This window comes from Stenotrophomonas sp. YJH_SMC_80 (assembly GCF_059372495.1).
Genome location: NZ_JCAFVP010000011.1, coordinates 47,988 through 67,700, shown reverse-complemented (window position 1 = coordinate 67,700; position 19,713 = coordinate 47,988). Strand labels below are relative to the sequence as shown.

Genomic DNA, 19,713 nt, shown 5'->3' with positions numbered 1-19,713 from the left:
CGTCATTCTTCGATGGAAGTCAGGGGGGCGGACTCGCGCGGGCGCACGTGGTCGGCATCGAAATGGCAGGAAAACACCGAGCCCTTGCCGACCTCGCTTTCAATCTCCAGCCGCGCGTGGTGCAGGCCGAGGATGTGCTTGACGATGGACAGGCCCAGGCCGGTACCGCCGCTTTCGCGGGAGCGGCTGCTGGAGACACGGTAGAAACGTTCGGTCAGGCGTGGCAGGTGGGAAGCCGGAATGCCGTAACCGGAATCGCGCACCGCCAGCACCGCGCCATCGCCTTCGCGGCGGAACTCCACGGCGATGCGGCCACCGGCCGGCGTATAGCGCACCGCATTGGTGACCAGGTTGGAGAAGGCGCTGTGCAGCTCCTTGGTGGAACCCTGCAGGTCGACGCCGGCCAGATCGTCGATGCTGATCTGGTGGCGGCCCTGGCTGTGCGCTTCGGCCTCGCGGCGTAGTGTGGCCAGCATCGGCTGCATGGCGACGGTCTCTTCCTCGCTGTGCTCCTGGGATTCCAGCCGCGACAGGGTCAGCAGGTCTTCCACCAGCTGGGCCATGCGCTGGCTCTGCTTGCGCATTTCTTCCAGCATCGGACCGGTGCCCGGGAAATCCTCCGGGTCCATCATGTCCAGGTAACCGTGGACCACGGTGAGCGGCGTGCGCAGTTCGTGTGAAACGTTGGCGACGAAGTCGCGGCGCACCTGTTCCAGGCGCAGCAGCTTGCTGACGTCGCGGGCGATCAGCAGCCAGTAGTCCGAAGAATACGGAATCAGTCGCAGGTTCAGGCGGATCGCAGGATCGACCGGTGAGGGCACGTCCAGGATCGGCTCGGCGTTGCGGCCGCCGGCCAGCCAGTGCGCCAGCGGCATCGGCTGCAGGCGTTCGACCAGCGCCTCGCCGAGGTCGCCCGGATGATGCAGGCCAAGCAGGGCGGTGGCCGCCTCGTTGAACCACTGCACGCGCTGGCTGTTGCGGTCCAGCACCACCACGGCATCGGGCAGCGCGGCGGCAGCGGCGCGGTAGCTGCGCAGCATGTCGAGCAGGCGGCGCTTGCGAACGCGCATTTCCACCTGGTTGCGGTACAGCAGGCGGTCCAGCTCGTTCCAGACGCCGGTGCCTTCCTCGGCGGTGTCCCAGCGCTGGCGCGCGGTCAGCCGGCGCAGCACGCTGCGCAGCCGCCAGTAATGCCAGGCCAGGGTGGCCAGCGCGCCCAGTGCGATGCACAGCCACAGGTGACCCGTGAACCACCCCACCAGTCCGGAGAACAGCAGTACCGCGGCAACGGTGGCCAGGGTCTTCAACCAGGCAGAGCGGATGTGGCGGGGCATTGCGATCTCGTCGTTGAAGTGCGGCGGTTCACTGGGGTGAACCGAGGGTTATAGCAGAGTTGCCGGCACCGGCACCCGCGGGTGCGCGGCGTCGGCACGACGAGACTCAGGTCGCGGTGGAGAAGCGGTAGCCGGCGCCGCGCACGGTCTGCACCATGTTCTCGGCGTTGAACGGTTCCAGCGTCTTGCGCAGGCGGCGGATGTGCACGTCGATGGTGCGCTCCTCCACGTACACGCTGCCGCCCCACACATGGTCCAGCAGCTGGGCGCGGGTGTAGACGCGCTCGGGGTGGGTCATGAAGAAGTGCAGCAGGCGGTACTCGGTCGGGCCGATCGGCACCGGCTGGTCGTTGGCGAACACGCGATGGGCGGCGCCGTCGATGCGGATCGGGCCGACGGCCACGCTGCCGTCCTCGTCGTCTTCGCGGGCGCGGCGCATGACCGCACGGATGCGGGCCAGCAGTTCGCGCGCCGAGAACGGCTTGACCACATAGTCGTCGACGCCGGCTTCAAGGCCACCTACGCGGTCGTTCTCTTCACCGCGGGCGGTCAGCATGATGATCGGCACTTCGCGGGTCAGCGTTTCCTTGCGCCAGCGGCGGGCCAGGTCCAGGCCGCTGGTGCCGGGCAGCATCCAGTCCAGCAGGATCAGGTCGGGGACGCGATCGGCGATGGCGGTCTGGGCCTCACGGGCATCGCCGGCGTGGACCGGCTCGTAATCGCCCTTGCGCAGGGCGAAGGCGACCATTTCACGGATCGCGGGCTCGTCATCGACGATCAGGATGCGTTTCTGCACGAGGACACCGTAGGGCTCGGTTACTGGAGTGGTGCCAGTAGACTACGGTTTGATGACATGTTTGTGACTGCCTGGCCGGAACCGGTCGGGATTGCCATCGACCGGTCACGCAGCACTCAGCGGCGGTCCAGGTCCGGGTCCTGCACGCCCTGGCGACGCAGCTCCAGCACGGTGGGGGTGATCGCCTCGATGCGCGCATCCACCCGCGCCCGGCCCACGTAGTCCAGCGCCGGGTTGCGCTTGAGGGCCTGCAGCTGCATCAGCGATTGCTCCGGGCGGCCGCTGAGGAAGGCGGCCTCGGCATAGGCCTCGCTGGCGCGCACGCTGTCACCGGCCAGCTCGCTGGCGCGGGCGTATCGCTGCTGGAAGACCGGATCGTTACCACTTTGCGACAGCAGGGGCCGCAGCATGGCCTGCGCGCGCTGGCCCGCCTCGCGGGTGCCCTGTTCGTTCAGGATCTCGGCGTAGGTCAGGGCCACGGGCCGGCTGTTGGGGTGCTCGCGCAGCAGCTGCTCGAAACGGGTGTTGGCCTGCGCGCCCAGCCCGGCACGCGATTCGGCCTCGCCCAGCCCCAGTGCCAGCCACAGGTTGTCCGGGCGGGTCTGCAGCAGGCTGGCCAGGGTCTGCCGGGCCTGCGTGGCACCGCTGCGGCCGCCGCGCATGACCGCCAGCGCCTGGCCATAGCGCTGGGCGTCGTTGAGACCGTCCTTCTGCCGCTTGGCCATGTCCGCGTATTCGCGCTCCAGCTCGGCGGTGGAATCGGCGCTCAGCACGCGCAGGCGCTCGCGTGCCCACTCGAAGTCGCCGCTGGCGCCACGGGCCAGCTGGCCGACCGGAACGCGCAGCACGCTGCTGGGCAGCAAGGGGTTGTTTCCGCGCAACAGCGGCTCGGCCAGGCCCGGGTCGGCCGGATTCACCCGCTCCTTGCGTTCGCCGCTGGGGGTGCTGGTGGTCAGCAGCACCGTGTCCTTCTTCATCTGCTCGGCGCGGGCCTTGGCCTCGCTGATGCGGGTGATGTTGACCGGATGGGTGCGCAGGAACTCGGGCACGCTGTAGCCGCCCTCGTTGCCGCGCATCGCCGCCGACATGCGCTCGAAGAAGCCGGCCATGGCATCCACGTCGTAGCCGCTGCGCGACAGGGTGCGGATGCCGAGGCGGTCGGCCTCCGATTCGTTGGAGCGGGTGTAGTTGATCTGCCGCTGCTGCATCAGGCCCATGCCGGAGCTGATCGCGGCCATCGTCGCGTTGCCGGAGGAGGTGCTGTTGCTGGCCTGCGCGGCCACCACCGCCGCCAGCATGCCGAGCAGGATCGGTATCTGGTCGCGCTGGGCGCGTTCGACCCCGCGCAGCACGTGCTGCTGGGTGACGTGGGCGATTTCGTGCGACAGCACTGCAGCCACCTCGTCCTCGCGCTCGGCGGTCAGCACCAGGCCGGCATTGACCCCGATATAGCCGCCCAGCGTGGCGAAGGCGTTGATCTGGCGGTCCTTCATCACGAAGAACGTGTAGGGCTGGCGCGGCTGGTCGCTGTTGGAGCCAAGCCGGGTGCCCATGGTCTGCAGCCAGTCGTTGACCAGCGGGTCATCCAGCAGGTAGCCATAGTTGCGCAGCTCGCGCAGCATCATCGCGCCGTACTCGGCCTGGCGCGCCGGGGTCAGCAGCTCGCCGGCCGAGGAGCCGATGTCGGGCAGCTTCTCCTGGGCCTGGGCCAGCGGCATGGCCAGGGCCAGGGTAACGGCGGTAGTCAGCAGCAGGGCTCGCAAGCGGAAGGTCCTCGGGCAGGGCGCGCCAAGCGTGGCAGGGCAGGGGGCAACCATTCGTTAACCCACAGTGTTGCGGCGGTGGCGTGGAATTTCCAGCGCACCGGTACCATATGTAGACCGTCGATCCATCGTGGAGTTTCCCGTGACAGCCCAGACCGCCGGCGGCGCCCCCGCCATCACCATCTATTCCACCGCCGTCTGCCCGTATTGCGTGGCCGCCAAGAACTTCCTGAAGAGCAAGGGCCAGCAGTGGACCGAGGTCCGCATCGACCTGGACCCGGCCGAGCGCGAGAAGATGATGGCACTGACCCGCCGCACCAGCGTGCCGCAGATCTTCGTCGGCGACGTCCACGTGGGCGGCTACGACGACATGATGGCCCTGCACCGTGAAGGCAAGCTCGAGCCGCTGCTGGCCGGGCAGGGCCAGGCATGAGCGCGGCCGACGAAGGCAGCAAGGACCGCATCGCCGAATTCACCGACTTCCGCAAGCGCATGAACGAACGCATCCTGGGCGAACCGAACCAGGTGGTGCGGCGCTTCTTCGCACTGGACACGCAGACCTACCAGGCCGGCGCGCTGGACGTGAAGACCAAGGAACTGCTGGGCCTGGTGGCCTCGATGGTGCTGCGCTGCGACGACTGCATCAGCTACCACGTCGCCCAGTGCAAGGACGCCGGCGTGACCCGTGAAGAGTTCTTCGAGACCTTCTCGGTCGGCCTGGTGGTCGGCGGTTCCATCGTGATCCCGCACCTGCGCCGCGCGGTCGACTTCCTCGACCAGCTGGAAGGCGGCGCCAGCGCTCCGGCAGCGCACGAGCACTGAGGGTAGTGCCGGCCGCTGGCCGGCATCGCCTGAACTCGACCTGGCCGAGATTGCCGGCCAGCGGCCGGCACTACCGGGCCCGCGAGGGGGCCTGTCCCGCGATCCAGCAGCCCAGGAGCCCCTTCTTGTTGAAGGGGCGCGCCGACAGGCGGGGGTAGAGGAAGAATGCGCGGGCAATTCTGCCTGAGCCGGGCACTGGGACCATGGTCTATTTGGGACCTCGGCCCCGTCTCAGGCATAATTGCCGGTGAAACTTCCTTTGCGCCGGCGTTTCCGGGCACGTCCGGACGGCGTTTTTCCCCCTGTTCGGAACATCGATCAATGACGCAGAAAATTACGGTCATCCGCGGCGACGGCATTGGCCCGGAAATCATGGACGCCACCCTGTTCGTGCTCGACCAGCTCAAGACTGGCCTGGAGTACGAAGACGCCGACGCCGGCCTGGTGGCCTTGGAAAAGCACGGCGACCTGATGCCGGCGGTGACCCTGGAATCGATCGCGCGCAACAAGGTCGCGCTGAAGAGCCCGCTGACCACCCCGGTCGGTGGTGGCTTCACCTCGATCAACGTCAGCCTGCGCCGCCATTTCGACCTGTACGCCAACGTGCGTCCGGCCCACACCTTCCCGAACACCAAGTCGCGTTTCGACAACGTCGACCTGATCACCGTTCGTGAGAACACCGAGGGTGCCTACCTGGCCGAAGGCCAGGAAGTGTCGGCCGACGGCGAGACCGCCTTCTCCGGCACCCGCATCACCCGCAAGGGCTCCGAGCGCATCGTGCGCTACGCCTTCGAGCTGGCCAAGAGCACCGGCCGCAAGAAGGTCACCGCTGTGCACAAGGCCAACATCATCAAGTCGACCTCGGGCCTGTTCCTGAACGTCGCCCGTGAAGTGGCCGCGCAGTACCCGGAGATCGAGTTCCAGGAAATGATCGTCGACAACTGCTGCATGCAGCTGGTGATGCGTCCGGAGCAGTTCGACGTGATCGTCACCACCAACCTGTTCGGCGACATCATCTCCGACCTGTGCGCCGGCCTCGTCGGCGGCCTGGGCCTGGCCCCGGGTGCCAACATCGGCAAGGACGCGGCGATCTTCGAAGCCGTGCACGGCACCGCGCCGGACATCGCCGGCCAGGGCAAGGCCAATCCGTGCGCGCTGCTGCTGGCAGCCGCGCAGATGCTGGACCATATCGGCCAGCCGGAAAACGCCGAGCGCCTGCGCAAGGCCATCGTGGCCACCATGGAAGCCAAGGATTCGCTGACCGGCGACCTGGGCGGTACCGGCACCACCATGAGCTTCGCCCAGGCCATCGCCAGCCGCCTGTAAGCGGCCGGTCGACCTCGGTTGGATCCACAGCGGGGCGCCTTCGGGCGCCCCGTTGCGTTGTGGGCTGACTCGTAGATCCACGCCATGCGTGGATGGCGTGGCTTTGGTCCGCAGCCACCCATGGGGTGGCTCTACAAGGGATTGTCTGTGCGTATCTCGCACAGATCATGTGCTGTTGAACGGCTGGTTCGTGCGCCATCCGCTCCGCATCCTGTGCCCACTTTCCACTGCACAGGCGTCGCTCCATGAATCTCACCGCCTTCGGCCTGGCCAGCCTGATCGGCATGGCCGCCACCACTCCGGTCGTTGCCGCCGAGCCGGCCCATCCCACCATCCGCCATATGGCGGGCGCGCCGGTCGCGACCTCGCTAGATGCGGCGAAGACCGCCGTGCTGGTGATCGACTTCCAGAACGAGTACTTCGATGCCAAGGCCGCGCCGGGCTTTGCCGGTGGCCGCATGGTCATTCCCGATGGCGTGGCCGCACTGCGCCAGGCCAAGCGGGTGGTCGCGTTCGCCGATGCCCACGGCATCCGCGTGATCCACGTGCAGCACGTGTTGCCGGCCGGTGCACCGCTGTTCGCGCAGGGCAGCGTCAATGCCGACTTCCATCGCGACCTGCAGCCGCGCAAGGGCGAGACGGTCGTGCAGAAGGACAACGTCAGTGTGTTCGCTGGCAACTCGGCCGCGGTGCTCGACACGGTGCTGAAGGATGCCGGCATCGACACCCTGATCGTCACCGGCCTGCAGACCCATGCCTGTGTGGCCGGTGCCGCGCGCGACGCGGCGGCCGCACCCCGTGGTTACCGGGTGATCGTGTCGTCCGATGCCAGCGCCAGCCGTGACCTGGACCTGGCCGGTGGCCAGCGCATCGATCATCGCGCGCTGCACGATGCCTCGCTGGCGCAGATCGAAGACGCCTTCGGTGATGTCATGAGTACCGACGCGATCCTGGCGTTGCCGGTGCGCAAGGCCGGCGACGGCGCTTGATAAGCTGGCGGGGCCCGCATGCCGTGGGCCCCGCCACATGGAGCTGCCCGCCGATGGATCACTTCGCCGCCCTGCGTGCGCTGCGCGCCATCGTTGACGCGGGCAGTTTCACCGCGGCCGCTGAACGCCTGGGGACCACCCACTCGGCGATGTCACGGCAACTGCGCCAGCTGGAAGAGCATCTGCAGGTTCGCTTGCTCGATCGCAACAGCCGCAGGCTGTCATTGACCGAGGCCGGGCGCGACTACTACCGCGAGGCGGCAACGCTGCTGGACCGCCTGCAGGAGGCGGACGACCGTGCCCGCGCCGGGCAGGCGCAACCCAGTGGCAGCGTACGCATCAGCGTGCCGCAGGTGGTGGCCAGCCAGGAGTTGCCGCATTGGCTGCCGTCGTTCCTGCAGCGTTACCCGCACGTCTCGTTGGATCTGTCGGCCGATGATCAGCTGGTCGATGTCGTCGGTGGTGGCTTCGACCTGGCCCTGCGGATCGCGCATGCGTTGCCGGACAGCCAGCTGGTCGCACGTGAACTGGCCAGCTGCCCTCGCATCCTGGTGGCCGCCCCAGCCTACCTGGCGCGTCATGGCCTGCCGCGTCAGGCATCGGATCTCGCGCAGCACACGCTGCTGGGCTTCAGTCCCACGCCGTCAATGCCGCCCTGGCAGCTGCAGGGGCCGCGCGGTGCCAGTGCGAGCGTCGAGGCCGGGCAACGCCTGCGGGTAGATGCGACGCCAGCGTTGTACGCCGCCGCGCTGGCTGGCATGGGCATCAGCCTGTTTACTGCGCTGACGGTGCAGGAGGACCTGCGTGCCGGCCGCCTGATCCGTGTGCTGCCTGCCTGGCACGCCGGACAGCGGCGCTACTTCGCGCTGTATCCGCATGCACGTGCGCTGGCGCCGAAAGTGCGTGCGCTGGTCGAGCACCTTGCGGCGCACTACGCTGCACAGGTGGGCGCGGCAGGGTAGTCGCGCGGCTGCAATCGAGGTGGTGATGGAGTCGGTGTATCTGCTGGTCGCACTGGGCGCGATCGTCGCCGGATTCGTGCAGGGCCTGTCCGGCTTCGCCTTTGGCATGGTGGCGATGTCGTTCTGGGCATGGGGGCTGGAGCCGCGACTGGCGGCCACGCTGTCGGTGTTCGGCGCGCTGGTCGGCCAGCTGGTCGCGGTGTTCACCGTGCGCCGCGGATTCAACCTGCGCCTGCTGCTGCCGTTCGTGCTGGGCGGGTTGGCCGGCATTCCGCTGGGCGTGATGGTGCTGCCGCAGCTGGACATGGACTGGTTCAAGGCGCTTTTGGGCGGCTTCCTGGCGTTGTGGTGCCCGGTGATGCTGATGGCGCGTTCGTTGCCTCCGGTCCGCGTCGGCGGCCGTATCGGTGATGCGATTGCTGGCATGGCCGGTGGCGTGCTCAGCGGCATCGGCGGCTTCGCCGGGCCGGTGCCGACGTTGTGGAGCACGCTGCGCGGCTTCGGCAAGGACGAGCAGCGCGCGGTCATCCAGAACTTCAATCTGGCCATGCTGGCGGTGACCATGGCCACCTATGTCGGCAGTGGCCTGGTGAGCCGGCAGATGCTCCCGTACTTCGCCATCGTGGCGCCAGCCATGCTGGTGCCGACCCTGCTGGGCGCGCGCGTCTACATCGGCATCAGCGAGCTGCGCTTCAGGCAGGTCGTACTGGGCCTGCTGACCGCATCAGGCATTGCGTTGCTGGCCTCGTCGCTGCCGACGCTGCTGGCGCGCTGAGGGAGGAACGAAAAAGGGCGCCACGAGAGGCGCCCTTTTGTCGTCTATGGCATGTTCCGACTCAGCGCTGCTGGATCTTCGACAGCAGGCGCAGGAACTCCACATACAGCCAGACCAGGGTCACCATCAGGCCGAATGCGCCATACCACTCCATGTACTTCGGCGCGCGCTGGGCCACGCCGGTCTCGATGAAGTCGAAGTCCAGTACAAGGTTCAATGCGGCCACGACCACCACGAACAGGCTGAAAGCGATGCCCAGCCAGCTGGAGTCATGGATCACCGGCACGTTGATGTTGAAAAAGCCCAGCACGAACGATGCCAGGTAGAGCAGGGCGATGCCGCCGGTGGCGGCGACCACGCCCATCTTGAAGTTCTCGGTGGCCTTGATCACGCCGCTGCGGTACGCGACCAGGAGGGCGGCCAGGGTGCCGAAGGTCAGCAGTACGGCCTGGAACACGATACCCGGGTATTTCATGTTGAACAGCGCCGACACGGCGCCCAGGAACAGGCCTTCGACCAGCGCGTACATCGGCGCGGTGACCGGCGACCATTCCTTCTTGAAAATGGTGATCAATGCCAGCACCAGGCCGCCGATCGCGCCACCGATGGCGTACAGGCTCGCGCTGCCGGAAATCTGGCCGTACTCGTCGACCGCCTGGCTCCAGGCGAACGCCGCGGTCAGCACGGTCAACAACAGCAGGAAGCCGGTCTTGTTGGCGGTGCCGTTGAGGGTCATCACCTGGTCGGGGCTGGTCACCACCGAGCCGCTGGCGAGGTCGAGGAAGGTCGACTCGGAAAGAGCCGGGTTGCCGCTGCGCATGCGTGTTCTCCGTGCGGATGAGGGGCTGGACGGCCATCCGGCCGATGACCGGGAGCATAGCCGATGGCTGCACGTGGTGCCGTGCCAGGCGTCGGGTTCGAGTCGCCCGCGTTGACAGTTCATGATGCGCTTGGCCACAATGACCAGCTCCCCGGGCCTGGCCCGAGGGGATTGCAAGACCGGGGTATAGCGCAGTCTGGTAGCGCGCCTGCTTTGGGAGCAGGATGTCGGGGGTTCGAATCCCTCTACCCCGACCAATCCCACATCACGTCGGATTGGACACCGTTCCGGTCCGGGCGCCCGTAGCTCAACTGGATAGAGCACCGGCCTTCTAAGCCGGCGGTTACAGGTTCGATTCCTGTCGGGCGCGCCATTTCACCCATCTCCTGCAGGTCCTGTTGTTACCGGCCTCTGCCTGGTCCTGCGCTGTGTTGGCGCGCATTCAATCTGGTCCGTCGTGGCCGAGGCATAGTCGGCCTGCCCCATGCCGGGGTGACTGCGCTGAGCCATCCCTTGATGAACACCGTTGCGCGATCGCGCTGTCTGCTGCTGGCGATGGGCCTGGGGCTTGCCGTGCAGGCGTCCGCCAACGCCCCCGTGATTGCGGTCTACCGCGGCGAGGCCGGTTGCCCAGGGTGTTCGGAGGCCGTCGAACAGGCCATCCATCGTTCGCGTCCGGACTATCACGTGGTATTCGTCGGCCCGGGCGAGGCCGTCGATGTCGATTCGCTGGCCACGTCGCGCTACCGGGCCTATGTGCAGCCGGGGGGCGGGCAGGACATCGACGCCGCGATGGCGGCGGTGGGCGAAGAGGGGGTGGCAGTCATCCGTCGTTTCGTCGATGCAGGCGGAACCTACATCGGCCTATGCATGGGGGCCTACCTGGCCGGTGCATCGCATCTGGGCCTGCTGGCGCAGGACCTGGACGCCGAGGCCGGCAGGCCGGGATTCCCGGTACAGGATGAAGACGATGCCGTGATTCCCGTCGTCTGGGACGGGCGTCGCCAGACGGTGTACTTCCAGGACGGTCCCTACCTGCCCAAGGCGCCACGCGACCAAGGGTTCAAGGTGATTTCCCGCTACACCAATGGCGACATTGCGGCTGCGTCGTATCGCCACGGGAAGGGCAGGGTGGTGCTGTCGGGACCCCATCCGGAAGCGCCGACGCAGTGGTTCAAGATGGCGGAAATCCCGCTTTCGCAGATGCCGTCGGCCGATCTGTTCAAGTCACTGCTGGATGAGGATCGGCGCTGAGGCGGGCGCGTGCGCAGCGCGACGCGGGCCGGAATGGCGACCGGCACATCAATGTTAAGAAATGCTTGCAATTCCTTCGCGACTCCCGGAAAATGCCGGACTCGCTTCAGGGGACGGCCTTCTGGTCCCACCCGGTCGCAACGCATCAGGTTCCACTGCTGGCAGCATCGGCAGGGGAGCAGAAGTTTCAGTGGTGGCTGTAGCTCAGTTGGTTAGAGTACCGGATTGTGATTCCGGTGGTCGGGGGTTCGAATCCCCTCAGCCACCCCACTGTTTCAACCGTATCGGCGCGCCGGAGCGGTATTGCAATAAACAGAATGCACGCTACAATGTGCGTCTGAGTTTCACGGGCCGTTAGCTCAGTTGGTAGAGCAGTTGACTCTTAATCAATAGGTCCAAGGTTCGAATCCTTGACGGCCCACCAAGACAGAAGCCACCTGGTACGCCAGGTGGCTTTTTTCTTATAAGTGTGAGCCCGTCATTTCGATGGATCACGCGCTGAAGCGCTCCGCCTGGCGGGGCTCTGCAGCGGCAACGGGACTGCAGCGCTGGTTTCAACGATGTTGAAAAAAGTGCTTGCACCCACCGAGCGGATCGGGTCATAATTCGCGCCCCGATTTCGGGCTGTTAGCTCAGTTGGTAGAGCAGTTGACTCTTAATCAATAGGTCCAAGGTTCGAATCCTTGACAGCCCACCAGACGAAAGCCACTTGGTTCGCCAAGTGGCTTTTTTCTTGCCTGTTTGCCGGGTTGCGCTTCATCCACGCATGGCGTGGATCTACTGAAGCGGCGCATGGCGCGGATCTACTGAAGCGGTGCTGAAACCAGGGGCATGTGCGTCATCAGTGTTCTCAATGCTGTGCGCTGCTTCTCACCGCATTGCCTCTTTCATCGCACCCAATGGATCTTCCGCGCCGAGGGCGCATGTAAGAAGGAAGAAGCTGATGACCGATATCAACCGACTGTGCCGGATGGCGTGGGTTCCTTTCGCGTTGCTGGCGCTGATGGCCTGCGCACCTGGCAGTGACCCGGCGAAGACGGTCGAGCGCGATGCGGGCACCGGGGCCGTTCCGGCGCGCCCGATCGCCGGAGTCGCGCAGCCGGCATCGCTGGCGGAGGGTGGGGCCGCCAGCGAGGCTGTGGACCTGCGTCGCACCGATGATGGTGGCGTGGACATCCGCAAGGTGGATGCGGCTGGGCAGGGCGCTGACGCATCTGCGCCCCCTGCCGCGGCGAAACACTGAGTGGCTGCCGTCCCGAACGGTCGCCTGACTTTCGGGACGGCCTTTGGCGCGGACGATGTGCCCGCCTGTCATGTTCAGTTTTGTGCAGGCCTTCCGATTCCAGCCGGCGCCTGCGACAATGAACGCCTGTGCCGGCCACGCGAAAGTGGCGGAATTGGTAGACGCCCTGGATTTAGGTTCCAGTGCCGCAAGGCGTGGGGGTTCGAGTCCCCCCTTTCGCACCAGTGCCGGCCTGTCCCCCGCCCTGATCGGGCCCCGCTGCCCCCCCCCTTGACCGGCACGCGCTGGCAGTGCAGGCCGAATTGGGCGAAACTAAAGGGCTGCGGCAAGCAGGCGCGTCCCAGACGTCGTGTCCTTACAACCGTTTCATCCCAATCATCGAGCCGGGGGCGTGGGCCACCGGTGGCAGGAGTCAACATGCAAGCTTCGATCGAATCCACCGGCAACCTGGAACGCCGCCTGAGCTTCTCGCTGCCGGAAGACCGTCTGCAGAGCCACATCGTCGGCCGCCTGGGCGAAATCGCCCGTACCACCCGCATCAAGGGTTTCCGTCCGGGCAAGGTGCCGGCCAAGGTGATCGAGCAGCGCTTCGGCGCGCAGGTCCGTGGCGAGGCGCTGGACGGCCTGCTGCGCGAAACCTTCGACGCGGCCGTGCGCGAGCACGATCTGCGCATCGTCGGCAGCCCGCGCATCGACAAGGGCGACGAGGGTGAATTCTCCTTCGTGGCCACCGTGGAAGTGGTGCCGGACTTCGGCGACATCGACGTCAGCAAGCTGACTGTCGTGCGCCACACCGCCGAGATCACCGACGCCGACATCGACCAGATGATCGAGAACCTGCAGAACCAGCGTCGTACCTGGGCCCCGGTCAGCCGTGGCGCGCAGGACGGTGACCTGGTCGCGGTGGAAACCTGGTCGCAGGCTGGTGAAGAGCGCCTGCCGGCCGAAGGCACCGAGAAGGGTTCGATCGTGCTCGGCCAGGGCATGATGTTCGAAACCATTGAAAAGGGCCTGGTCGGCCTGGCCAAGGGCGAAGAGAAGACCCTGGACGTCGAGTTCCCGGCTGACTGGCGCGTGCCGGTGCTGGCCGGCAAGACCGTGCAGGTCACCGTCAAGGTCGCCGAAGTCTCCGAGCCGGTCGTGCCGGCGGTCGACGAAGCCTTCATCAAGAGCTTCGGCGTGAAGGGTGGCGATGTGGAGCAGTTCCGCAGCGACATCCGCGCCAACCTGGAGCGCGAGCTGAAGGGCGCCCTGATGAACCGCCTGCGCCGTGAAGTGGGCGAGCAGCTGATCGCCGCCTATTCCTCGGTGGAAATGCCGCCGCGCCTGGTCGAGAACGAAGCCCGCGCCATGCTGGCCCAGCAGGTCGAGCAGATCCGCCGCAACGGCCAGAACGTCGGCGAGATCCCGGCCGATGCCCACGAAGGCTTCAAGGAAGCGGCCGCCAAGCGCGTGCTGGTCGGCCTGCTGGTCGGTGAAGTAGCCCGCATCAACGACCTGCGCCTGGAAGCCAAGCGCCTGAACGAAACGATGCGTCTGATCGCTTCGACCTACGAAGAACCGGAGCAGGTCATTGAGATGTACCGCAACGACCCCCAGCTGATGTCTGGCCTGCAGAACCGTGTGATGGAAGAGCAGGTGATCGACTGGATCGCCGAGCGTGCCCAGCACACCGAAGAGAAGCTGTCGTTCCAGGACGCGATCCGCCAGTAAGCCCGGGCGGATCACCGGATGCCCCGCGCCTTTGCCGGCGCGGGGTTGTTGCCCCCCAAGATAGGTACCTCACGTAATGGACAACCGAACCAAAGCCCTGAACCTGGTTCCGATGGTGGTCGAGCAGACCAGCCGCGGCGAGCGTGCCTACGACATCTATTCGCGCCTGTTGAAGGAGCGCCTGATCTTCCTCGTGGGCCCGATCGACGATCACATGGCCAACGTGGTGGTGGCGCAGTTGTTGTTCCTGGAATCGGAAAACCCGGAAAAGGACATCAACATCTACATCAACTCGCCGGGTGGCGTGGTCACCGCCGGCATGGCGATCTACGACACCATGCAGTACATCAAGCCGAATGTGAGCACCACCTGCATCGGCCAGGCTGCCTCGATGGGTGCCCTGCTGCTGGCCGCGGGCGAAGCCGGCAAGCGCTATGCGCTGCCGAACTCGCGCGTGATGATCCACCAGCCGCTGGGTGGCTACCAGGGCCAGGCCACCGACATCGACATCCACGCGCGTGAGATCCTGACCCTGCGTTCGCGCCTGAACGAGGTGCTGGCCAAGCACACCGGCCAGTCGCTGGAGACGATCGCCCGCGACACCGAGCGCGACAACTTCAAGAGCGCCTTCGAGGCGCAGGCCTACGGTCTGGTCGACCAGGTCCTGGAGCGTCGTCCGGATGAGTCGATCCAGGCCGGTTGACCGGCCTTCACGGGGCCATGGAGGCCTCGTTCCTGCAGGGTCGGGCGGGACTGGTGTCCCCTCGGCCCTGTGCTATTCTCGAATCGAACCCCCGTTCAGCGGGTGGGGTAACTGGGTAAGCGAAGCATGAGCGAAGACCGCCAAGGTCGTTCCACGGACACCGGCAAGATCCTCTACTGCTCTTTCTGCGGCAAGAGCCAGCATGAAGTGCGCAAGCTGATTGCGGGTCCGAGCGTGTTCATCTGTGATGAATGCGTGGAGCTGTGCAACGACATCATCCGCGAGGAGCTTGAGGAAAAGGCGCAGTCGGCGCGCAGTTCGCTGCCGAAGCCGCGCGAGATCCTCGAGGTGCTCGACCAGTACGTGATCGGCCAGAACCGCGCCAAGCGCACCTTGGCCGTGGCCGTGTACAACCACTACAAGCGCATCGAGAGCCGGCAGAAGAACGACGACGTCGAACTGGCGAAGTCGAACATCCTGCTGGTCGGCCCGACCGGTTCGGGCAAGACCCTGCTGGCCGAGACCCTGGCCCGCCTGCTCAACGTGCCGTTCACCATGGCCGACGCCACCACGCTGACCGAAGCCGGTTACGTGGGCGAGGACGTGGAGAACATCATCCAGAAGCTGCTGCAGAAGTGCGACTACGACGTCGAGAAGGCGCAGCAGGGCATCGTCTACATCGATGAAATCGACAAGATCTCGCGCAAGAGCGAGAACCCGTCGATCACCCGCGATGTGTCCGGCGAAGGCGTGCAGCAGGCCCTGCTGAAGCTGATCGAAGGCACCGTGGCCAGCGTTCCGCCGCAGGGCGGCCGCAAGCACCCGCAGCAGGAATTCCTGCAGGTGGACACCAAGAACATCCTGTTCATCTGCGGCGGCGCGTTCGCCGGGCTGGACAAGGTGATCCAGGCCCGTTCCACCGACGTCGGCAGCATCGGCTTCGGCGCCAAGGTGAAGAGCAGCGAGCGCAAGCAGGAAGTGGGCAAGGTGCTGGCCGAAGTCGAGCCGGAAGACCTGATCAAGTTCGGCCTGATTCCCGAGTTCGTCGGCCGCCTGCCGGTGGTGGCGACCCTGGAGGAGCTGGACGAGCCGGCCCTGATCAAGATCCTGACCGAGCCGAAGAACGCCATCACCAAGCAGTTCAAGAAGCTGTTCGAGATGGAGAACGTCGAGCTGGAGTTCCGCCCGGACGCGTTGTCGGCCATTGCCCGCAAGGCGCTCAAGCGCAAGACCGGTGCCCGCGGCCTGCGTACCATCGTCGAATCGGTCCTGCTGGACACCATGTACGACCTGCCGTCGCAGGAAAACGTCAGCAAGGTGGTGGTGGACGAGTCGGTGATCGAGCACAAGTCCGAGCCGTACCTGATCTACCAGACCCCGGCGGCCCCTGAACAGAAGGCCGCAGGCGCCGAGTGATCCTTCCAGGTTGTTGATTGGAAAGGATTTTCAAGGAATGCCTTGCATCTGAAAGCCGATGGCCCCATAACGGGGCCATCGGCTTTTTTTGTCTCCGGAAGATGCCCTCCCGGAGGCGGTTTTCCCCCTTCCCTGGAGCCCCCATGGCCCGTTCCCCAAGTGAAACCCTCGACCTGCCGGTCCTGCCGCTGCGCGACGTAGTGGTGTTCCCGCACATGGTCATCCCGCTGTTCGTCGGCCGTGACAAGTCCATGCACGCGCTCGAACAGGCAATGGAGGCGGACAAGCGCATCCTGCTGCTGGCGCAGAAGTCGGCCGAAACCGATGACCCGCATGCGGCCGACCTCTACCAGGTCGGTACGCTGGCGCAGGTGCTGCAGCTGCTGAAGCTGCCCGACGGCACCATCAAGGTGCTTGTCGAAGGACTGTCGCGCGTACAGGTCACCCACGTCGACGAGCGCAACGGCTCGCTGCACGGCCAGGCGGTGGAGATCGAGGCCACTGACGAGCGCGAAGCGCGCGAGGTCGAGGCCATCGCCCGCTCGCTGATGTCGCTGTTCGAGCAGTACGTCAAGACCAACCGCAAGCTGCCGCCGGAGCTGTTGCAGACGTTGTCGGGCATTGATGAGCCGGCGCGCCTGGCCGACACCATCGCCGCGCACATCAGCGTGCGCCTGGCCGACAAGCAGCGCCTGCTGGAAACGCTGGCCGTGGGCGACCGCCTGGAAATGCTGGTCGGCCTGGTCGACGGCGAGATCGACGTGCAGCAGATGGAGAAGCGCATCCGCGGCCGCGTGAAGTCGCAGATGGAGAAGAGCCAGCGCGAGTACTACCTCAACGAACAGATGAAGGCCATCCAGAAGGAACTGGGTGACCTGGACGACGCACCGGGCGAGCTGGAAGAACTGGCCCGCAAGATCGCCGAAGCCGGCATGCCGAAGGCCGTTGAAGCCAAGGCGCGCAACGAACTGAACAAGCTCAAGCAGATGTCGCCGATGTCGGCCGAAGCCGCTGTGGTGCGCAACTACCTGGAGTGGCTGCTGGGCGTGCCGTGGAAGAAGCGCAGCAAGGTGCGCAAGGACCTGAAGGCTGCGCAGGACACCCTCGACGCCGATCACTACGGCCTGGAGAAGGTCAAGGAACGCATCCTTGAATACCTGGCGGTACAGTCGCGCGTGAAGCAGATGAAGGGACCGATCCTGTGCCTGGTCGGGCCGCCGGGCGTGGGCAAGACCTCGCTGGGCCAGTCCATCGCCAAGGCCACCAACCGCAAGTTCGTGCGCATGTCGCTGGGCGGCGTGCGCGACGAGGCCGAGATCCGTGGCCACCGTCGTACCTACGTCGGTTCGATGCCGGGCCGCATCGTGCAGAACCTCAACAAGGTCGGCAGCAAGAACCCGCTGTTCGTGCTCGACGAGATCGACAAGATGTCGATGGACTTCCGTGGCGATCCGTCTTCGGCGCTGCTGGAAGTGCTCGACCCGGAGCAGAACAACGCGTTCAACGACCATTACCTGGAAGTGGACCTGGACCTGTCCGAAGTGATGTTCGTGGCCACCTCGAACTCGCTCAACATTCCCGGCCCGCTGCTGGACCGCATGGAAGTGATCCGCATCCCCGGCTACACCGAGGATGAGAAGCTCAACATCGCCACCCGCTACCTGGTGCCCAAGCAGGTCAAGGCCAACGGCCTGCAGCCGGAAGAGCTGGAGATCGGCAGCGATGCCATCCAGGACATCGTGCGCTACTACACGCGCGAATCGGGCGTGCGCAACCTGGAACGCGAGATCGCCAAGATCTGCCGCAAGGTGGTGAAGGAGATCGCGCTGGCCGGCCCGCAGCCGGCGGCGAAGGCGAAGAAGGGTGCGAAGAAGAAGGCGCTGGTGAGCGTGTCCAGCAAGAACCTGGACAAGTACCTGGGCGTGCGTCGCTTCGACTTCGGCCGTGCCGAGGAAGAGAACGAGATCGGCCTGGTCACCGGCCTGGCCTGGACCGAGGTCGGCGGCGATCTTCTGCAGATCGAATCGACGCTGGTGCCGGGCAAGGGCCAGCTGATCCTGACCGGCCAACTCGGCAACGTGATGAAGGAATCGGCTTCAGCGGCGCTGTCGGTGGTGCGTTCGCGCGCGGTCGGCTTCGGCATCGACAGCGACTTCCTGCAGAAGCACGACGTGCACCTGCACGTGCCCGATGGCGCCACCCCGAAGGACGGCCCGAGCGCCGGTGCGGCAATGGTCACCTCGCTGGTGTCGATGTTGACCAGGGTGCCGGTGCGTGCCGACGTGGCGATGACCGGCGAGATCACCCTGCGTGGTCGCGTCACCGCCATCGGTGGCCTGAAGGAAAAGCTGCTGGCGGCACTGCGTGGCGGCATCCGCACGGTCATCATCCCGGAAGAGAACCGCAAGGACCTGGCCGACATTCCGGCCAACGTCACCCGCGATCTGAAGATCGTCCCGGTGAAGTACATCGAAGAGGTCCTGGACCTGGCGCTGGAGCGTCCGTTGGCACCGAAGAAGGCGCGCAAGAGTGCGCAGCGTGTCACGGTGCGCAGCAAGGCCAAACCGAGTGGAAGCGCGCGCGTCAAGCATTGACGCGCGCTGTCCAATGGCCCGAAACCCGCGTCATTGCTGGCTTTCCAGCTTGCGTGGGGGTAGGGCCACTGGTATAAAAGCAGCACTCGCGAATGAGTGATCGCTGTCAGCGATGACTGAATCGGCGAACCGTTTCCACATGGTGGCCGCATGCAGAAGGCATGCGGTTGCTTCCCTGTCGAATAAGCGGAACCCACCGCCAAAGGAGTTGTAGAGAATGAACAAGACCGAATTGATCGATGCCGTTGCTGAAGCTGCCGACCTGACCAAGGCCGAGTCCAGCCGCGCTGTCGATGCCGTCGTTGCTGCCATCACCAAGGCGCTGAAGGACGGCGATGCGGTCACCCTGGTTGGCTTCGGTACCTTCCAGGTCCGCGACCGTGCTGCACGCACCGGCCGCAACCCGAAGACCGGCGACACCATCAAGATCGCTGCTTCGAAGAATCCGTCGTTCAAGGCTGGCAAGGCCCTGAAGGATGCTGTAAACTAAGCGGCTCGCTGGGGTGCTTAGCTCAGCGGTAGAGCGTCTCCTTTACACGGAGAGGGTCGGGGGTTCGAAACCCTCAGCACCCACCACAGCACCGCGGTAAAAGTTTGAGTGTGGAGCGGTAGTTCAGCTGGTTAGAATGCTGGCCTGTCACGCCGGAGGTCGCGGGTTCGAGTCCCGTCCGCTCCGCCATTCAACGAGGCCTCCGGCCAAAAGCTGGAGGCTTTGTTTTCTTCCCGGTCCAGGCCGGCTGGAAAGCAAAAAAAGCAACAATACGGAGCGGTAGTTCAGCTGGTTAGAATGCTGGCCTGTCACGCCGGAGGTCGCGGGTTCGAGTCCCGTCCGCTCCGCCACTACATCGAGGCCCCCGGCCTGAAGCCGGGGGCCTTGTCTTCTCCCCGGAAGGTTCGGGAAGAAGGCGAAAAGTTTTGCAAGAACGGAGCGGTAGTTCAGCTGGTTAGAATGCTGGCCTGTCACGCCGGAGGTCGCGGGTTCGAGTCCCGTCCGCTCCGCCATTGCAGAATTCTTAAGTCCCTGTGAAAAAACTTTGAAAAAAGTGTTCACCGGGCTGGGTTTCCAGGGAGTCTTCGGATATACTGGGCGCCTGCAAAGTTTCAGCGCGGAGCGGTAGTTCAGCTGGTTAGAATGCTGGCCTGTCACGCCGGAGGTCGCGGGTTCGAGTCCCGTCCGCTCCGCCAACTCTAAAAGCCCTCGGC

General features: G+C 65.5%; 17 protein-coding genes and 11 tRNA genes. 24 read left to right on the top strand and 4 right to left on the bottom strand.

Annotated features, from left to right (window positions below; translation table 11 throughout):
• Positions 1–2: 2 nt before the first annotated feature.
• From phoR to AC5P99_RS16480, 3 genes are all read right to left on the bottom strand, one after another.
• Positions 3–1,334, bottom strand: coding sequence for a phosphate regulon sensor histidine kinase PhoR (gene phoR / locus AC5P99_RS16490; RefSeq protein ID WP_005412369.1), 1,332 nt, complete (start codon positions 1,332–1,334; stop codon positions 3–5).
• 106 nt (positions 1,335–1,440) lie between these two features.
• Positions 1,441–2,130, bottom strand: a complete 690-nt coding sequence (gene phoB / locus AC5P99_RS16485; protein ID WP_005408258.1) for a phosphate regulon transcriptional regulator PhoB — start codon at positions 2,128–2,130, stop codon at positions 1,441–1,443.
• A 116-nt stretch (positions 2,131–2,246) separates the two neighbouring features.
• Positions 2,247–3,893 (bottom strand): M48 family metalloprotease, encoded by a 1,647-nt coding sequence (locus tag AC5P99_RS16480; protein ID WP_043033734.1) that lies wholly within the window; start codon positions 3,891–3,893, stop codon positions 2,247–2,249.
• A 142-nt stretch (positions 3,894–4,035) separates the two neighbouring features.
• Here AC5P99_RS16480 and grxC point away from each other — a divergent pair, with 142 nt between their 5' ends.
• The 6 genes from grxC to AC5P99_RS16450 all read left to right on the top strand — a co-directional run bounded on the left by grxC (position 4,036) and on the right by AC5P99_RS16450 (position 8,767).
• A complete protein-coding gene (gene grxC / locus AC5P99_RS16475) occupies positions 4,036–4,326 on the top strand; it encodes a glutaredoxin 3 (protein WP_004154541.1) in 291 nt (96 codons plus the stop codon).
• The gene (locus AC5P99_RS16470; protein ID WP_088435502.1) at positions 4,323–4,715 is read left to right on the top strand and encodes a carboxymuconolactone decarboxylase family protein; all 393 of its coding nucleotides are present in this window, start codon (positions 4,323–4,325) and stop codon (positions 4,713–4,715) included. The genes grxC and AC5P99_RS16470 overlap by 4 nt, the downstream gene beginning before the upstream one ends.
• Positions 4,716–5,036: 321 nt before the next feature.
• Positions 5,037–6,041 (top strand): isocitrate dehydrogenase, encoded by a 1,005-nt coding sequence (locus AC5P99_RS16465; RefSeq protein ID WP_005408261.1) that lies wholly within the window; start codon positions 5,037–5,039, stop codon positions 6,039–6,041.
• Between the two features lie 245 nt (positions 6,042–6,286).
• On the top strand, positions 6,287–7,030 hold the full coding sequence (locus AC5P99_RS16460; protein WP_088435501.1) for a cysteine hydrolase family protein: 744 nt from the start codon (positions 6,287–6,289) through the stop codon (positions 7,028–7,030).
• A gap of 53 nt (positions 7,031–7,083) precedes the next feature.
• Complete coding sequence (locus tag AC5P99_RS16455) at positions 7,084–7,992, top strand: LysR family transcriptional regulator (RefSeq protein WP_005408263.1); 909 nt, start codon at positions 7,084–7,086, stop codon at positions 7,990–7,992.
• A gap of 25 nt (positions 7,993–8,017) precedes the next feature.
• Positions 8,018–8,767, top strand: a complete 750-nt coding sequence (locus AC5P99_RS16450; RefSeq protein WP_043033732.1) for a sulfite exporter TauE/SafE family protein — start codon at positions 8,018–8,020, stop codon at positions 8,765–8,767.
• Positions 8,768–8,828: 61 nt separating this feature from the next.
• Here the strand turns inward: AC5P99_RS16450 and AC5P99_RS16445 are convergent, their stop codons facing one another.
• Positions 8,829–9,587: a Bax inhibitor-1/YccA family protein gene (locus AC5P99_RS16445; protein ID WP_172963518.1), complete on the bottom strand. Its 759-nt coding sequence runs from the start codon at positions 9,585–9,587 to the stop codon at positions 8,829–8,831.
• 180 nt (positions 9,588–9,767) lie between these two features.
• On the opposite strand from AC5P99_RS16445, the gene AC5P99_RS16440 reads away from it, so the two are divergent.
• The 18 genes from AC5P99_RS16440 to AC5P99_RS16355 all read left to right on the top strand — a co-directional run bounded on the left by AC5P99_RS16440 (position 9,768) and on the right by AC5P99_RS16355 (position 19,695).
• Positions 9,768–9,844, top strand: a tRNA-Pro gene (locus AC5P99_RS16440).
• Positions 9,845–9,883: 39 nt separating this feature from the next.
• Positions 9,884–9,960: transfer RNA gene (locus tag AC5P99_RS16435), tRNA-Arg, on the top strand.
• A gap of 143 nt (positions 9,961–10,103) precedes the next feature.
• Complete coding sequence (locus AC5P99_RS16430) at positions 10,104–10,841, top strand: BPL-N domain-containing protein (RefSeq protein ID WP_088435499.1); 738 nt, start codon at positions 10,104–10,106, stop codon at positions 10,839–10,841.
• Positions 10,842–11,034: 193 nt separating this feature from the next.
• Positions 11,035–11,111 (top strand) — tRNA-His (locus AC5P99_RS16425).
• Between the two features lie 78 nt (positions 11,112–11,189).
• A tRNA-Lys gene (locus tag AC5P99_RS16420) sits at positions 11,190–11,265 on the top strand.
• A 197-nt stretch (positions 11,266–11,462) separates the two neighbouring features.
• Positions 11,463–11,538 (top strand) — tRNA-Lys (locus AC5P99_RS16415).
• Positions 11,539–11,784: 246 nt separating this feature from the next.
• On the top strand, positions 11,785–12,084 hold the full coding sequence (locus AC5P99_RS16410) for a hypothetical protein (RefSeq protein WP_049433212.1): 300 nt from the start codon (positions 11,785–11,787) through the stop codon (positions 12,082–12,084).
• Between the two features lie 139 nt (positions 12,085–12,223).
• Positions 12,224–12,308: transfer RNA gene (locus AC5P99_RS16405), tRNA-Leu, on the top strand.
• A gap of 193 nt (positions 12,309–12,501) precedes the next feature.
• Positions 12,502–13,797: a trigger factor gene (gene tig / locus AC5P99_RS16400; RefSeq protein WP_005408268.1), complete on the top strand. Its 1,296-nt coding sequence runs from the start codon at positions 12,502–12,504 to the stop codon at positions 13,795–13,797.
• Between the two features lie 76 nt (positions 13,798–13,873).
• Complete coding sequence (clpP, locus tag AC5P99_RS16395) at positions 13,874–14,500, top strand: ATP-dependent Clp endopeptidase proteolytic subunit ClpP (protein ID WP_004146318.1); 627 nt, start codon at positions 13,874–13,876, stop codon at positions 14,498–14,500.
• A 126-nt stretch (positions 14,501–14,626) separates the two neighbouring features.
• Complete coding sequence (gene clpX / locus AC5P99_RS16390; protein WP_004154600.1) at positions 14,627–15,916, top strand: ATP-dependent Clp protease ATP-binding subunit ClpX; 1,290 nt, start codon at positions 14,627–14,629, stop codon at positions 15,914–15,916.
• Between the two features lie 143 nt (positions 15,917–16,059).
• Complete coding sequence (gene lon, locus AC5P99_RS16385) at positions 16,060–18,510, top strand: endopeptidase La (protein ID WP_088436039.1); 2,451 nt, start codon at positions 16,060–16,062, stop codon at positions 18,508–18,510.
• Between the two features lie 217 nt (positions 18,511–18,727).
• Positions 18,728–19,000 carry an HU family DNA-binding protein gene (locus AC5P99_RS16380; RefSeq protein WP_005408270.1) on the top strand — a complete coding sequence of 91 codons (273 nt, stop codon included), beginning with the start codon at positions 18,728–18,730 and terminating at the stop codon, positions 18,998–19,000.
• Positions 19,001–19,011: 11 nt separating this feature from the next.
• A tRNA-Val gene (locus tag AC5P99_RS16375) sits at positions 19,012–19,086 on the top strand.
• A gap of 26 nt (positions 19,087–19,112) precedes the next feature.
• A tRNA-Asp gene (locus AC5P99_RS16370) sits at positions 19,113–19,189 on the top strand.
• Between the two features lie 84 nt (positions 19,190–19,273).
• Positions 19,274–19,350: transfer RNA gene (locus AC5P99_RS16365), tRNA-Asp, on the top strand.
• 85 nt (positions 19,351–19,435) lie between these two features.
• Positions 19,436–19,512 (top strand) — tRNA-Asp (locus AC5P99_RS16360).
• A 106-nt stretch (positions 19,513–19,618) separates the two neighbouring features.
• Positions 19,619–19,695 (top strand) — tRNA-Asp (locus AC5P99_RS16355).
• Positions 19,696–19,713 lie beyond the last annotated feature (18 nt).